Origin of the sequence: Pseudomonas moorei, assembly GCF_008801475.1 — a bacterium.
Lineage (GTDB): Bacteria > Pseudomonadota > Gammaproteobacteria > Pseudomonadales > Pseudomonadaceae > Aquipseudomonas > Aquipseudomonas moorei.
Window position 1 is genome coordinate 387,796 of sequence record NZ_VZPP01000006.1, and the last position, 14,879, is coordinate 402,674.

A 14,879-nucleotide genomic window follows, 5' to 3' on the forward strand; every position below is an offset into this window, starting at 1 on the left:
CACGAATGGAAGCAATCTGTCATACACCGACTGATAGTCCTCTGAAAATGAATTCAAGCAGCGCGTTTATCGCGCTGTTGTGCTGTGCGGTAAAAAATGCTCAAGCCTCGCTCCCCCCTGCAAATCAAAAAATCCGTCATTTTCGCCCTGGTGCTGCGTGAAGCGCGTTCGCGTTTTGGTGATCGGCGCATGGGTGCGAGCTGGACGCTGATCGAGCCGATTTGCCACCTGCTGATTCTCAGTCTGCTGTTTTCCCTGATTCGCGGTCGCACTGTGGCCGGCATCGACTTCCCGGTCTTTGTATTGGTGGGCCTCGCGCCCTTCCTGCTGTTTCGCAACATCTCCATGCGACTGATGAATAGCCCCAAGGAAAACCGCGCGCTATTTGCCTATAAACAGATCAAGCCCCTCGACACCTATGTGGCCCGGGTGCTCGTGGAGTTCTGCATCTCTGCAAGCGCATACGCCATTCTGGTGTTCGGCTTCGCCTGGTTCGGCTTCGACATGGCCATCAAGGCGCCCATCGAGTGGATGCTGATCATCCTGCTCGGAGTATTGTTCTCCTTTGGCCTGGGCATGCTGTTGTCGCTGATTGCCCACGCCATACCCAGCAGCACGCTGTTCCTACGCATGATGTTCTTACCTTTGTATTTCATCTCGGGCGTTCTTATTCCCGCCACCTATCTGCCTCAAGCCATGCTGCCGCTGCTACTGCTCAATCCGTTCCTGCACCTGCTGGAACTGATCCGCGCCCAGATTTTTCCGCACTACGTACCGGTCGATGGCGTTTCACTGCATTACGTAATCGCCTTCACCCTGGTCTTGCTGTTCGTCTCCCTGGGTACCTATCGGGTTCGTCGACTGCATTTGATCTCCACCAAGAACGGCTAACCACAGGCTTCCCGTGTTCGAGCTCAGAAATATCACCAAGTCGTACTTGACCCCCAAGGGGCGTCGCCACGTGTTCCGCGACCTGTCGCTGAAAATCCCCGCCGGCAAGAACATCGGCCTGATCGGCCGCAACGGCTCTGGCAAATCGACCTTGATGCGCCTGCTGGGCGGTGCCGACGTGCCTGACTCCGGCACCGTTGCCACCGACAAAAGCATCTCCTGGCCCGTGGGCTTGTCCGGTGGCTTTCAGGGCACCATGACAGGACGCGAAAACATCAAGTTCGTCAGTCGCGTCTACGGCGCGGTGGGTGACGCCATGCGCCAGAAGATCGCTTACGTCGAAGACTTCGCCGAAATCGGCAGCTGGATCGACGAGCCGGTCAAGACCTACTCCTCCGGCATGCGTTCGCGCCTGGCCTTCGGCCTGAGCATGGCCTTTGACTTCGACTACTACCTGATCGACGAGGTGATGTCGGTGGGTGACGCCCATTTCAAGCGCAAATGCGCTGAGGTGTTCGAGGAACGCCTGCAGAAATCCAAGGTTGTCCTGGTTTCCCACAGCATGCCGGAAATCAAAAAGCTCTGTGACGTCGTGCTGCTGGTACGCGATGGCGGGGTGCAGATCTATGACGATGTCGATGAAGGCATCAAGGCCTACAACACCTGATCGCCCGGACCGCGGCGAGATCGTTTTATTTCAAGGATGCAAGTGCATATGAGCAGTACGGGTAAATTCAAGGGCTGGCGCCTGACACTGGGGCTGATCGTCGTACCCATGGTACTGGCCATCGTCTACTACAGCTTTTTTGCCGTGGATCGTTTTGTCAGCTCCGCGCAAGTGGTGGTGCGTCAGGACGGCAACAACCCTGGCGCACAGCTACCAGGGCTGAGCATGCTGCTGAACGGCACCAACCCCGCCTCCCGGGAAGAAACCCTGTACCTGCGCGAATACATCGTGTCGATGGACATGATGCAACTGCTGGAAGACCGCCTGCACTGGGTCGAGCAGTACAGCAAGCAACGCAATGACCCGTTCTTCTGGCTGGACAAGGACACCGAGCGCGAAGACCTGCTCAAGTACTACCAGCGCATGGTCTCCGCCCACTATGACGAAACCACCGGCCTGCTGCGCGTTGAAGTACAAGCCTTCAGCCCGGAACTGGCAGAGCAGATGGTCAAGACCATTCTGGAAGCCAGCGAGCGCTTCGTGAACGAAGTCTCACACGGCATCGCCCGCGAGCAGATGCGTTTCGCCCAGGTCGAACTGGAAGGCGCGAAGAAGCACTACACCAAACGCAAGGAAGAACTGCTGAGCTTCCAGAACCGTAACAAGGTACTGGACGGCAAGAGCTCGGCCCAGGGCCGCGCCAGCATCATCGACACCCTCGAAGGCGAGCACTCCAAAGAACGCGCCGTGCTCACCCAGATGCTCTACAAGCTTCACCCGGACTCCCCTCAGGTCAAACAACAGCAGCAACGCGTGAACGCCATTCGTGAACAACTGAATGCCGAAAAACGCCTGCTGGTATCCGCCCCGGATGGCGACCAGCTCAACGTCGTGGCCTCGCGCTTCCAGCAACTGACCCTCGACGCCGGTATCGCCGAAGAAACCTACAAGACCGCCGTTGCCGCACTGGACAACGCGCGCATCGAAGCCAGCAAGAAGATTCGCACCCTGGTCACCGTGGTCAGCCCGAACACGCCGCAGATGGCCCTGTACCCGGAGCGCCTCTACAACCTGGCGACCATCTTCCTGGCCCTGCTGCTGCTCTACGGTATTGCCCGCTTCCTTATTGCATCGATCGAGGATCATCGTGATTAAATCCATTTCCAGCCTGCCCCTTCGCCCCCTGAACTTGAGCATGCGAAACAGCGCTGTTGCGGGTTTGATGCTGGTGACTTTGACGCTGGCAGGGTGCGGCGGCACCTTGTCCGGTGCAGGTCCATACAAGGGTGATATCGAAAGCAAGAGCCAAAGCACTGCCTATGACCTGGTAGACATCAACGCCAATACCATCGCACCGTACATGCGCCCAGCCGCAAAACCGGCCAAAGCAAAGATCACCAGTCCTCTGGCCCAAAGTGTGCGCCTAATGGGGGGCGATGTGATTAACGTATTGATCACTGACAATGCCCCCGAAGGTAGCAGTCTGTTCGCCCCGCTTTCGACGGGTGGCACCCAGCTCAAAGTGCGTATCGACGACAAAGGCATGATCTCCCTGCCATATGTTGGCCATCAGTTCGTTGCCGGCATGACCCTGATTCAGGTCGAAGACATGATTCGGCAGAAGCTCAAGGGCGTGACCACCGACGTACAGGCGCATGTTGATCTGGTTGGCGATCTGTCGGGCTCGGTACTGGTAGCGGGCGCCGTGAAAGCTCCCGGCCGTTTCTCCACCCTGCAAGGCCCGCTGACCTTGCTCGATGCTGTTAACCAGGCAGGTGGCCCGGTGATGGAACCGCACTTAGTCAATGTCACCGTGCGCAATGGTTCTCAAGCCAATTCTTTCAACTACGAAGATATTCTGGCCGGCAACAATTTCGTGTTGAAGCCAAATTCAGAAGTGGTTCTGGATCGTTCCCGCCAACGCTTTGTAGCGATGGGCGCTGTTGGCGAGCCAGGCTTGCACGACCTACCTTCGCAGAACGCCAGTCTACTTGATGCCCTTGGCTCAGTAGGTGGTCTGAAAGAGTCCAACGCAAATCCACAAGGGGTATTCGTCTTCCGCATGAGTGAAGGTGAAACAGCCAAACCAACCGTTATGCGCATTGATATGCGTGACCCAGCAGCGATCTTCTTTGCCCGACAAGTAATACTAAAGCCGGATGACACTATATATGTCACAAACGCAGCCGTGTATGAATGGCAAAAAATCATTACTCCAATAGTACAAACTCTCATTTTGGGGCGAGGCACTGGCATCATCAGCAACTAGTACTGAATTAACCCATAAAAAAGCCATCCCCAAAAAGCCACAGCAACAGCGACACTTTAATACCATAAAAGCACTAGAGACGGATCACAATGACATTTGAAGACTTTGTAAAGTTAGTTGAACACTCTGGCGGCAAAGTCAGCGGAAAACCCGCAAGTTGGAAATCCGTCTCTATAGAAATAAAGGGCCGAGGCACAAACTTCGAATTCTCTTCAACTTCTAAAGTCGATAACTTGTCGATCACCGACTATGGCGGAAACAATACAATTATTGTCGGCAATAAGTCAAAGCTAACTGGGACAATAAAAATAGGAAAAGGCTGCAGACTCCAGATAGGCGAGGGACTAACATCAACTGGAGGGTTGAAAATTCATTTATCTGAAGGGAAGAGTATTCACATAGGAAATGACTGCATGCTAGGGATCAACGTAAATATATACAACCATGACTACCATCCTATTTTTTCTGCCTCCACCGGCAAACGCTTGAATTATTCAAAAGACGTAATAATAAAAGATAGAGTATGGCTAGCAAATAATGTCACCATTCTTAAAGGCAGCATAATCAATAGCGGCTCCGCTATTGGCATAGGATCTATAGTTAATTGCGAAATACCTAAAAATTGTATTGCTGCGGGCAGCCCCGCACGAGTGATAAAAGAAGATATAATTTGGGACAGGGCGTCGCTAAACACCTCCCATCTAGACGGAATTAATTGCTTGGAGGACATTTAAGTGGGGCCATTTATCAGAAAAACCAAAAAACTAATTCTACATCCTCGAAAATTTTTTATTGACCGCCAACGAAAAATTGATGCCGCTAAATCACAACCGGCCACCACAATCAAAAAACCTCAACAAAAGCCAAAGTACAAACTGTACTTGAACTCAAATTTTACCAATAGCGAAAAACTTAATAGCCACACAATCAACATCCTAAAAAACCATGCAAATCTTCAGGTTGGAGATTACCGCTTTGCCTATAGTGATATCATTATTGAAATCTCAGGCAAAGTATATATCGCCGAACTCAGCTCACCTATTGAAAACAACACTCTTGTAAAAGGTTTTTTTCTAGCAACAGCGAAAGAAGCTTTTGAAGGTGAAAAAAATAAAACCGATTCCATTTTCCTCGACATATTACACAAAATAAACATCGACCATATGAAATCCGTTGGCGATTTCAACTTACTCTTCAAGTACTACGAGGACCGCCCAGAACGCAATGAGCAATCGCAGATAAAATATGCTCTGAGCGCTGGTATTTACGAACCAGATATCGTTGAAAAAGCGATATCCCTACTTACATCACAATCCACCCCTCCACCAAAAGACATTACCTTTTTATTCAAAAAATTATATAGAGTTCTGGGGACAGATCAGAAGCTAGAACCGATAGCAAATAAGCTTTCAATACTTGTGAAAAAGGACTCGTATCCAGTTGACTTCATAATGCTGCTTGCCGCATTTTTTACTGAGAGCGGAGACTTTAAGCGAGCAATTGAAGTAGCAACAATAGCAAAAAGTAATGATCCTGAAGCATGGACAAAATACCGATACCTTGGACTATCACACTTACTTTACTCCAGCGGCCAATGCTCAGAACTTGCAATCAAGCAAGATCACGACCTCTACCTATCGCTTAGTAGAAACGAATGGGAATTTGAAAAATATATCCTGGAAAACTCCCAGAGCCTTGCAATTGTTGGAAACTCGCCAGTTGAAGTATCGAGGAGAAAAGGTGAAATCATAGACAACCATAGAAAAGTCGTGCGATTCAATAGCGCCATCATTGATCATCCGCACTGCCTTGATTATGGAAAAAAAACAAATATATTAATCACCAATCCTAGATACTATGAAACCCAACGAAACAGGAAATACGATCTTGATTTCGTCATAATCTCTGACGGGAATTTATTCTCCACTAGAGATCTATATTATAAAATAAACGACCTTATACAATTCACAGACAACATCTGCTTAATCCCCAGAAAAGTTGATCTACAACTCACACAAAAAATATATGCATCCCCAAGCAGCGGACTAAAGTTTCTGACTTGGCTCTACTCAATAAACGGGACAATCCGTCAAAAAAGTTTATTCGGATTCTCCTTGACTGACCAAGCTCACGGGGTAGCTACATCTTATGCGAGCGGTAGAAAAGTAGGACTTAATACTATACACAACTGGTCAAGCGAAAAAATCCATCTTGAAGAAATACTCCTCAAAGAAAGCTCAGAGGAATTTAATTAAATGAAATTCGATATAGTAATACCATTTAAAGATGCCGAAACCCATCTCCCAAACATCTGTGCTGATCTGGAAAACCAAACAAATAAAAATTTTACAGCCCATTTCGTATCAGATCAAAGCTCAGATGAATCTTTAGCATACCTAAAGAATGACTTCTCGTTCTCTTACCATGTATGGGAGTCGGACGGTATAGGGCCGGGTGCCGCCAGAAACACGGGAATAAACAGTTCAAGTGGAGACTATATTCTCTTCATAGATGCCGATGACAGGATCACTAAAGACTACACTTCAAAATTCTACGAAAAAGCTCGATCAACTGGAGCTGACATTATTGAGTGCATGTACCAATCTATAGACTCAAACGGCACTATAGTCTCTGGAACAAACCTTGAGAGCTTCATTTCCTCCAGCGATAGATTTTTGGCACTTGTCTATGGCGACGTTCCGAGACTTTCCTGGGGGAAGGCCTATAAACGAAAAGCAATCGAAGATCGACATGCCTTTTTCCCCGAAAATATTCACAATGGCGAAGACCATATATTTTTATTAAAAGCCTATAAAGACCTTCCTCATATCGAAATTATCTGCGAACACTTATACAGATGGATCAGACACCCGCAGAGTCTAACCAATAGGGAAACCACCGAAAAAACAATAGAAGACTTCGTTAGGGTAAGCGAACTTAAAGCTGAAATCTTGAATTTAACATCGGAAAACCGTCCTTCAGACGAAGAATTACTTTTAAAGTTTTCACGAAGAATCTTTAAAGAAGCCCGAATACTTATATCCAAAGTAATTTCAGATTCAAAAAACCCGCAAAATATTATTCGACACCTGCGCGAGCTAATGTTGCAATCAACACATTTAAACTTGACCAAAGAAATTATAAAAAATGACAGCACAAGCTATTGGAAAGATGTAATGGAATAGGTGCACTCTACCAAGTAGCGGGCGCTAATCTGCTATTTTAAGCCCTCCACCCGTGCAGAAATCTCGATAGCTGGTGCGCAGATAATGAAAAACACTAACGCGGTAATGGAACCGCGTTAGTGTTTATCATGAACTGCTCCCCCCTTAAGCGCTAAGACTTGATTAGGTAAGCCAAAAATCAAGCCGCTCGCACAGATATACCCCTTCTTTCTAACGTAATTGCTCAGTCAAAAATCTCCACAACCCCCACCACCTCACCACTCCCCTCTGCCGTCACCAGCAGCGCACGAATCTTGTGATCCAGCATATAAGCCTCTGCCTCACTCAACTGCGCATTCGCTTTCACGGTATGCGGGCTGGCGGTCATGAAGCTGGCGACGCGCTCGTTGACCACACCCGGATTGCCCAGCAGTGCGCGGCGCAGGTCGCCGTCGGTGACGATGCCGACCAGTTTGTCGTTGTCCATCACCAGTGCCAGTCCCAGACGGCTGGAGGTCATGACCAGCAGGCAGTCGTGGAATGAGGTTTCGCGGGTAACCTTGGGGAGGTTGGTGTGCATCACGTCGCTGACACGGGTCAGCAGTTTGCGGCCGAGGCTGCCGCCGGGGTGGTAGCGGGCGAAGTCCATCGGTTTGAAGTCGAGGGCGCTGATCAGGGCGACAGCGAGGGCGTCGCCCATGGCCATGGTGGCCAGTGTCGAGGTGGTGGGTGCCAGGTTGTTCGGGCACACCTCGCGCTCGACGGAAATGTCGAGCCAGATGTCGGCGTGTTTGGCCAGGGTGGATTGGCCGTTGCCGGTCATGGCGATGATCTTGTTGCCGAAGGACTTCAGACTCGGGATCAGCTTGATGACTTCTTCTGTTTCACCGCTATAGGAAATCAGGATCAGTACATCAATTGGCTTGAGCATGCCGAGGTCGCCGTGGAAGGCTTCGGCCGGATGCAGGAACAGACTTGGAGTGCCGGTAGAGGCGAAGGTGGCGACCATTTTCTGGCCGATCAAACCGGATTTGCCCATGCCGCATACCGCTGCACGACCTTTGCAACCGAGAATCAGTTCAACGGCACGTTGAAACTCGCCATCCAGGCGCTCTGCGAGTTGACCGATGGCTTGCGCCTGGGCGCAGAGTGCTTCTTTGGCAATTGGAAGGTGATTCATGAGGGCGCTATCGTTCCTTGATTTTGAAGGCGCGTATGGTAACGGCTCAAAGTCAGGGAGGAAACGCGGATATACCTCCGTTTGTAGGAATTTTCCTGAATCGCTTGAGATGTGGGTGCTTATAAACGTTGGAACCCAGGAACATCGAATCAAGGAAAAGAAGGTTGGGGGTCGCTGGGAGGGCCTCTTCGCTGGCAAGCCAGCTCCCACAAGGGAATGTGCCCCACCCGATTTTTGATGTCGTCAAGCGCGCCAGGCGGCGTGTTTTGACCGTTTATCGGACAGTTCAATTCCCTGCACCCGTCATGTTTGAAAAATCACGGGACTTGTGAAAAATCCGTAAAAAAACCCCTCCATTTCCTGAATGGAAGCTGTCCGTTTGTATTATCATTCGCGCCAAATTTTGATTTAGCGTTTTCCAGACACGACTGATTCGTGGCTGACTCAAGACTGCGCTCGTTACGGATATCTGCTGTTTTTTATGGACAATGCCGCTTCACCGCGTCGCTCTTTGCTGATTCTGTCCAAAGGCGCGCAACAGATCTCTACGCTCCCCTCTTTGTTGCCCGAGTATCGGCTGCTCTGTGGGACGGTGCGTGACATTGCCCAGGCCGATGATGTGCTCGCGTGGGGGCGCAAGCCCAGCGCTTTACGCGCGCAGGCCGTGGCTGAAGAAGCCGGTTTGCCGCTGCTCACCGTCGAAGACGGTTTTCTGCGTTCTGTGGGGCTGGGGACCGAAGAGCCGCCGCTGTCGCTGATTGTCGATCCAGTGGGCATCTATTACGACGCCACCGTGCCTTCTCGTTTGGAACAATTGATTCCCGTCCCGCTGACGCAAGCGCAGAGCCTGCGTGCCCGTGCCTTGCAGGCCCGCTGGTGCGAGGAGCGCGTGTCCAAATACAACGGCGCCCGCATCGACGCCTGCGAGCTGCCGCAGCCCTGTGTGCTGGTGGCCGATCAGACCTGTGGCGATGCTTCACTGCAAGGCGCCACCGCCGCCGATTTCGAGCGCACGCTCGAGGCCGCGCTGACGGAGCATCCGCACAGTACCGTCGCGGTCAAGGTGCATCCGGATGTGGTGGCCGGGCGCAAGCACGGTCACTTCGACCTGGCGAAGCTGCGCAAGCATCCCCGCATCCATTTGATCAGCGATAACCGCCACCCGGCCGAGCTGATGCCAAACGTCCAGGCTGTCTACGTGATGACCTCGCAACTGGGCTTCGATGCACTGTTGTGGGACGTGCCCGTGCACACCTTTGGCATGCCGTTCTATGCCGGTTGGGGTTTGACCCTCGATGCCCTGCCCGCCCCTGCGCGGCGCCAACCGGTGAGTCTTGAACAGTTGCTGCATGCCGCGCTGGTGGAGTACCCGCGCTACGTCGACCCGGAAACGGGCGCGCCGTGCGAGCCGGAAACCGTGCTGGCATGGCTGGGCCTTCAACGAAGAATGCGCAGTCGCTTGCCCCATGATTTGCAAATGGTCGGTTTCAGCAAGTGGAAGCAGCCGTTGGTACTGGATTTCTTTAATGGTTCAGCCCCCCGATTTTCCCCTTCTTACAGACGTTCGAAAACGCCTGCGGCGGTGGTGACCTGGGGCTGCCAGCACGACTCGTTACTGGCTCAGCAGAAATACACCAACCACCTCGGCCGCGTCGAAGACGGCTTCCTGCGCTCCGTCGGCCTGGGCGCAAAGAAAACCCGTCCACTGTCGTGGGTGTTCGACGACCTGGGGATTTACTACGACGCCACCCGTCCTTCGCGCCTGGAACACCTCTTGCAGAACGAACCCTGGACTTCAGGTTTGCTGCAACGGGCCGCGGCCTTGCGCGAAGCGATCTGTGCCGCCGGCGTGACCAAATACAACTTGCCTGGCACCACGTGGAAACGCCCCGCCGGTGTCGCGAAAGTAATTCTGGTCCCGGGTCAGGTCGAGTCCGATGCTTCGATTCGCTACGGCGCGCACCGGATCCGGCGCAATCTTGATTTGCTCAAGGCGGTGCGCGAGCGCCACCCGTTGGCGTGGCTGTTGTACAAGCCGCACCCGGAAGTATTGGCCGGCACTCGCGAGGCCGGTGACGGCGAAGAGCGCACCAGTGACTGGTGCAATCAGGTGGTGGGCGATGTGCCCTTCCACCAACTGTTATCCGAAGTAGATGAGGTGCACGTACTGACCTCGCAATCAGGCTTCGAAGCCTTGTTGCGCGGCGTGCCGGTGACCACCTACGGCCAGCCGTTCTATGCCGGCTGGGGGCTGACCCGGGATCTGGGCATGAGCCCTGAAGTCCAGGCGCGCCGCACCCGGCGCCTGAGCCTGGACGAGTTGGTGGCGGCGACGCTGATCCGCTACCCGACCTATGTCAGCCGCATCACCCGAAAATTCACCACCCCCGAACGCACGTTAATCGAGATTCAAAACTGGGATGAAGTACCTACCCAAGGAAGGCCTACGACATGGCGAGAGATGATTCAACACCTGGTCCTCAGCGCTTTGAAGCCACGCCCAAGAAACTCCTAGTGCCGGTCGATCGCTCCCAACGTCCTGTGTTGGTGAAACCGCGCAATTCGTTCCTGTTTCTGCAGGGCGTCAGTTCGCCGTTTTTCGCACGCCTGGTGCGCGCACTTCGGGCCGAAGGGCAGTTGGTGAAGTCGGTCAACTTCAACATGGGCGACACGCTCTATGGCAGTGGCGCGCGGGTGTTTTATTCCTCGCGGCCCGAGCAGTTGATGGACTTCTACAGCCAGTGCTTCCGCGCGGACCACATTACCGACGTGGTGCTGTTCGGTGACTGCCGGCCGGTGCACCAGCCGGCGGTGGAACTGGCCAGGTCGCTGGGCATTCGCGTGCACGTGTTCGAAGAGGGTTACTTCCGCCCCTACTGGATCACCCTTGAGCGCAATGGCGTGAACAACCACTCGTTGCTGCCCCGTGATCCGGAGTGGTACCGGGAAGTCGGCAAGTACATCCCGCGTTATCACAATGGCGATTCGTTCCGCCTGTCCTTTGCTTCCCGGGCCTTCCACGATGTGATGTACCACGTCGGTGGCGCGCTGAACAAAGTGGTGTTCCCCCACTACAAAACCCACGCGCCGTTCAACGCGGCTGTGGAGTATGCCGGCTACATTCGCCAGGGCATTCGCCTGGTCAACGCCAAGGGCCGCGACTCCGAAGTCATCAGTGAAGTGGCGCGCAATCGCCATCGCACCTTCCTGTTGCCACTGCAACTGGACAGCGATGCGCAGATCCGCGATCACTCGCCGTTCAAACACATGAAGGATGTGTTGAAGCATGTCATGGGTTCGTTCGCCCGCCATGCCGGCAGTGACACGCGCCTGGTGGTGAAGAACCATCCCCTGACCCCGGGTATCGTCAACTATCACCGAATCACCCGGCGAATCGCCCACAAACTCGGCATCGCCGACCGCGTGGACTTCCTCGAAAGCGGCCACATGCCGACGCTGCTGTCCCACGTCGCGGGCGTGATCACGGTCAACAGCACCGTCGGCGGTTCGTCGCTGATGCACAACGTGCCGACCATTGCCCTGAGCGATCCGATCTACAACCTCAAGGGGCTGACCCACCAAGGCAGCCTCGACGACTTCTGGCACACGCCGGAACCGCCTGACACCACGTTGTTTCAGCGCTTTCGCAGCACGGTGATTCACACCACCCAGGTCAATGGCGGCTTTTATACCCGCTGCGGTATCGACATGGCCGTGAACAACTCGCTGGAAGTGCTGCTGGCCAAGACCTCAAGGATTGAACGCTACTTATGACGCTGCACAAAAAACCACGCTGCATCCTGATCACCGGCGCCACAGGTGGTATCGGCGGTGCATTGGCGCCCGCTTATGCGGCACCGGGCGTGACCCTGATCCTGCAGGGCCGACGCACCGAGCGTCTGGAAGAAATGGCCGAACAATGCCGCGCCGCCGGCGCACGGGTCATCCTCCACGCGCTCGACGTGCAGGACCTGCAAGCGGTGCGCGACTGGATCAGCCGGATCAGCGAAACCGAGCAACCGGACCTGATCATCGTCGGCGCCGGGCTCAATACCGCGACCGGGCCGAATGCCGAGGATGAAGCGTGGCAATTGTCCCAGGCAGTGATCGAGGTCAACGTCATGGCCGCCATTGCCACCGTGCAGGCGGCATTGCCGGCGATGCGCTCACGCAAGCACGGGCAGATCGCACTGTTCAGTTCCCTCGCCGGCTGGCGCGGGTTGCCGGCCACACCCAGCTACAGCGCCAGCAAGGCCGCGATCAAGGCGTACGGCGAGTCCATGCGCGACCTGGTCGCAGCTGACGGCGTGCGAATCAATGTGATCATGCCCGGGTATGTCGAATCGAAAATGTGCTTTGAAATGCCGGGGCCGAAACCGCTGCTGTGGAACCCGGACAAAGCCGCACAACGGATTCGTCGCGGCCTGGCCGCCAATCAGGCGCGAATCAGTTTTCCCTTTCCCTTGAACCTCGGATGCTGGGCCCTTGGCGTGATTCCCCCGCGGATGTCCTCTGTAATTTTGCGATGGCTGGACTACGGTGCCTGACTTTCTGAACAGTTCTTTTGCCTGCGTGATCCTCGGCGGCTTTTTGCTTTCCTGCGGCATCGAAGCGCTGCTGATCCCCAGGCCCACCTTGCGTCGGCCACTGCGTAGCTGGCTGCTGCATGCCGGTGCATGGCTGTTCGCGCTGGCCCTGCTATATGGCATGACCGGGCGCCCGTATTTCAGTGCGGTGAATGTGCTGGCGTTGTGGCTGCTGATCGTGCTGGTGAGCAACTCGAAGTACCACTCGTTGCGCGAGCCCTTTGTGTGTGCGGATTTCGAGTACTTCAGCGACGCCGTGCGCTTTCCGCGCCTGTACCTGCCCTTCTTCGGCATCGGCAAGACGATTGTGTTGGCGCTGGCGTTTATCGCCTATCTGGCCTGCGGGTTGTATTTCGAGGCCACCGCCAGCGATGCGCTATCTACCGCTGCCGTGGCGCTGGCCAGTGCCTCGCTGTTGCTGCTCATCGGCGCGCTGAAGCCGCTGCGACCCAGCTACGACGCCAGTCTGGATTTGCGTCGCTGGGGATTGGCCGCCAGTTTATGGACCTACTTTTGTGCCGCCCGGCGCAAGGTGTCCATCGACGCCCTGCACTCGCCTTTTGCGACCGATGCGCAAGCGATTCGCCCTCCTTGCGATACGGCCTTGCCTGACCTGGTCTCGGTGCAGAGCGAATCGTTTTTCGACATTCGCACCTTGTGGCCCGGCATCCGCGAGCAGGTGCTGAGCCAGTACGATGTGTTGCGCGGCGAAGCCAGGGCCCATGGTCGCCTGCAAGTCGCGGCCTGGGGCGCAAACACCGTGCGCACCGAGTTCGCCTTCCTGACCGGGATTGCCGGCGACCGGCTCGGCGTGCATCGCTTCAATCCTTATCGCCATCTGGCCCGCCTGGGTTTGCCCAGCATCGCCGCCGAAATGAAACGCCGCGGTTATCGCACTGTGTGCATTCACCCTTATGCGGGCAGTTTCTACGGTCGTGATCGCGTGCTGCCGGCGCTGGGCTTCGATGAGTTCATCGACGTGCGCAGCTTCAACGAGGAGCAAAAAGCCGGCCCCTTCATTGGCGATTGTGCGGTGGCAGACAAGATCATCGAACTACTCGACGACAGCGCTCGCACCCAGCCGCTCTACATCCATGCAGTGACGATGGAGAACCACGGGCCGCTGCACCTGGAGCAGGTCGACGCGGCAGAGTTGCCCAACTGGTTCGATCGACCGCTGCTCGACGGCATGCGCGACCTGGCGCCTTACCTGCGTCACCTGAGCAATGCCGATCGGATGCTCGGCAAGTTGCGCGAGTACCTGCTGGTCAGTCCGACTTCGACCGGGCTGTGTTTCTTTGGCGATCACGTGCCGATCCTCCCGGATGTGTATGCCGCCCTCGGCGCACCGGATGGCGATACCGATTACTTCATCTGGTCCAATCAGACGCCTTCTTCCAGCCTGCCGCGGCCCCTCGGCGTTGAACAGTTGGCCAAGACCTTCGTTGAGCAGATGAGCAACAGCCACACACCGGTCAAGAAAGCCAGCCGGGCACAGACGGCAACCCATGACTGACATCGCCCCAGCGCCCTTGCGGATCGCCCTCGGCTCCAGCTTGCCGGAACCTGATGAATCGATCGCGCGGATGATCACTTCGGGACGCAGTTCGCTGGCCTTCTTTCTCGGCGATGAGGCCTGTCGCTATCGGCTGCTGGCCGCGTCAATCAACTGGGACCGGATTCTGATCGCCTACCGTGACTGCACGCCCCTGGGCTACGCCGCCTTCAAGCACCACTGGCGTGGGCCTTTCTCGCCCGGCGCCGGGCCTTTTCTAAGGGAATTCGGCCGCTTGCGCGGCGCAGCGCGCTATCTGTTGTTTGCGCTGACTGAGGGTCGGGAGTGGTACTACGGTTTTTATCTCTATGGGTTGCACGTGATCAAGCACGCGCGTCACCAAGGCATCGCCAGCGCGCTGTTGAGCGCAACCTTCGATCAGGCCGGTCGGGCCGGTTATGACCGGGTTGAGCTGGAGGTCCAGGTGAAGAATCAGCGGGCCCGGCGGCTTTACGAGCATCTGGGATTCATCCGGGTGCGAACCACACCGCTGAACTGGCTTGGCCGCTTCCTGCCCTTTCCCTCGGTCATCAATATGCGCCGCACGCTGAAATCCCTCCAATGAGC

13 protein-coding genes are annotated in these 14,879 nt (G+C 55.0%); 12 read left to right on the top strand and 1 reads right to left on the bottom strand.

Going from position 1 to position 14,879, the window contains the following annotated elements; all coding sequences use genetic code 11:
* The first annotated feature begins 96 nt into the window (after positions 1 to 96).
* The 7 genes from F7R06_RS14230 to F7R06_RS14260 all read left to right on the top strand — a co-directional run bounded on the left by F7R06_RS14230 (position 97) and on the right by F7R06_RS14260 (position 7,012).
* On the top strand, positions 97 to 891 hold the full coding sequence (locus F7R06_RS14230) for an ABC transporter permease (protein ID WP_090318498.1): 795 nt from the start codon (positions 97 to 99) through the stop codon (positions 889 to 891).
* A gap of 13 nt (positions 892 to 904) precedes the next feature.
* Positions 905 to 1,558 (top strand): ABC transporter ATP-binding protein, encoded by a 654-nt coding sequence (locus F7R06_RS14235; protein ID WP_090318495.1) that lies wholly within the window; start codon positions 905 to 907, stop codon positions 1,556 to 1,558.
* Between the two features lie 48 nt (positions 1,559 to 1,606).
* The gene (locus tag F7R06_RS14240) at positions 1,607 to 2,713 is read left to right on the top strand and encodes a KpsE/RkpR family capsule polysaccharide export protein (protein ID WP_090318491.1); all 1,107 of its coding nucleotides are present in this window, start codon (positions 1,607 to 1,609) and stop codon (positions 2,711 to 2,713) included.
* A 40-nt stretch (positions 2,714 to 2,753) separates the two neighbouring features.
* Complete coding sequence (locus F7R06_RS14245) at positions 2,754 to 3,827, top strand: polysaccharide biosynthesis/export family protein (protein ID WP_090318488.1); 1,074 nt, start codon at positions 2,754 to 2,756, stop codon at positions 3,825 to 3,827.
* A gap of 89 nt (positions 3,828 to 3,916) precedes the next feature.
* Positions 3,917 to 4,561, top strand: coding sequence for an acyltransferase (locus F7R06_RS14250; protein ID WP_139204761.1), 645 nt, complete (start codon positions 3,917 to 3,919; stop codon positions 4,559 to 4,561).
* Positions 4,562 to 6,082, top strand: a complete 1,521-nt coding sequence (locus F7R06_RS14255) for a glycosyltransferase family 29 protein (protein WP_090318485.1) — start codon at positions 4,562 to 4,564, stop codon at positions 6,080 to 6,082. It begins immediately after the preceding gene.
* Positions 6,083 to 7,012 (top strand): glycosyltransferase family 2 protein, encoded by a 930-nt coding sequence (locus F7R06_RS14260; RefSeq protein ID WP_090318483.1) that lies wholly within the window; start codon positions 6,083 to 6,085, stop codon positions 7,010 to 7,012. It abuts the gene before it with no gap.
* Positions 7,013 to 7,235: 223 nt separating this feature from the next.
* Here F7R06_RS14260 and F7R06_RS14265 read toward each other — a convergent pair whose 3' ends face one another.
* Positions 7,236 to 8,171, bottom strand: a complete 936-nt coding sequence (locus tag F7R06_RS14265; protein WP_090318480.1) for a KpsF/GutQ family sugar-phosphate isomerase — start codon at positions 8,169 to 8,171, stop codon at positions 7,236 to 7,238.
* Between the two features lie 481 nt (positions 8,172 to 8,652).
* Between F7R06_RS14265 and F7R06_RS14270 the strand changes: the two genes are divergently transcribed.
* From F7R06_RS14270 to F7R06_RS14290, 5 genes are read left to right on the top strand one after another with little or no spacing between them, the layout of a single operon-like run.
* Complete coding sequence (locus F7R06_RS14270; protein ID WP_090318478.1) at positions 8,653 to 10,686, top strand: capsular polysaccharide biosynthesis protein; 2,034 nt, start codon at positions 8,653 to 8,655, stop codon at positions 10,684 to 10,686.
* The gene (locus F7R06_RS14275; RefSeq protein WP_090318476.1) at positions 10,686 to 11,945 is read left to right on the top strand and encodes a capsule biosynthesis protein; all 1,260 of its coding nucleotides are present in this window, start codon (positions 10,686 to 10,688) and stop codon (positions 11,943 to 11,945) included. The genes F7R06_RS14270 and F7R06_RS14275 overlap by 1 nt, the downstream gene beginning before the upstream one ends.
* Positions 11,942 to 12,718, top strand: coding sequence for an SDR family NAD(P)-dependent oxidoreductase (locus F7R06_RS14280; protein WP_090318474.1), 777 nt, complete (start codon positions 11,942 to 11,944; stop codon positions 12,716 to 12,718). The genes F7R06_RS14275 and F7R06_RS14280 overlap by 4 nt, the downstream gene beginning before the upstream one ends.
* Positions 12,711 to 14,273 carry an LTA synthase family protein gene (locus tag F7R06_RS14285; RefSeq protein ID WP_245706674.1) on the top strand — a complete coding sequence of 521 codons (1,563 nt, stop codon included), beginning with the start codon at positions 12,711 to 12,713 and terminating at the stop codon, positions 14,271 to 14,273. The genes F7R06_RS14280 and F7R06_RS14285 overlap by 8 nt, the downstream gene beginning before the upstream one ends.
* Complete coding sequence (locus tag F7R06_RS14290; protein ID WP_090318472.1) at positions 14,266 to 14,877, top strand: GNAT family N-acetyltransferase; 612 nt, start codon at positions 14,266 to 14,268, stop codon at positions 14,875 to 14,877. The genes F7R06_RS14285 and F7R06_RS14290 overlap by 8 nt, the downstream gene beginning before the upstream one ends.
* Positions 14,878 to 14,879 lie beyond the last annotated feature (2 nt).

Excerpts from the sequence above, each read along its gene's own strand:
- F7R06_RS14280 (WP_090318474.1), top strand. The coding sequence starts at position 11,942 with ATGACGCTGCACAAAAAACCACGCTGCATCCTGATCACCGGCGCCACA.
- F7R06_RS14270 (WP_090318478.1), top strand. The coding sequence starts at position 8,653 with ATGGACAATGCCGCTTCACCGCGTCGCTCTTTGCTGATTCTGTCCAAA.
- F7R06_RS14260 (WP_090318483.1), top strand. The coding sequence starts at position 6,083 with ATGAAATTCGATATAGTAATACCATTTAAAGATGCCGAAACCCATCTC.
- F7R06_RS14230 (WP_090318498.1), top strand. The coding sequence starts at position 97 with ATGCTCAAGCCTCGCTCCCCCCTGCAAATCAAAAAATCCGTCATTTTC.
- F7R06_RS14245 (WP_090318488.1), top strand. The coding sequence starts at position 2,754 with ATGCGAAACAGCGCTGTTGCGGGTTTGATGCTGGTGACTTTGACGCTG.
- F7R06_RS14265 (WP_090318480.1), bottom strand. The coding sequence starts at position 8,171 with ATGAATCACCTTCCAATTGCCAAAGAAGCACTCTGCGCCCAGGCGCAA.
- F7R06_RS14240 (WP_090318491.1), top strand. The coding sequence starts at position 1,607 with ATGAGCAGTACGGGTAAATTCAAGGGCTGGCGCCTGACACTGGGGCTG.
- F7R06_RS14250 (WP_139204761.1), top strand. The coding sequence starts at position 3,917 with ATGACATTTGAAGACTTTGTAAAGTTAGTTGAACACTCTGGCGGCAAA.
- F7R06_RS14290 (WP_090318472.1), top strand. The coding sequence starts at position 14,266 with ATGACTGACATCGCCCCAGCGCCCTTGCGGATCGCCCTCGGCTCCAGC.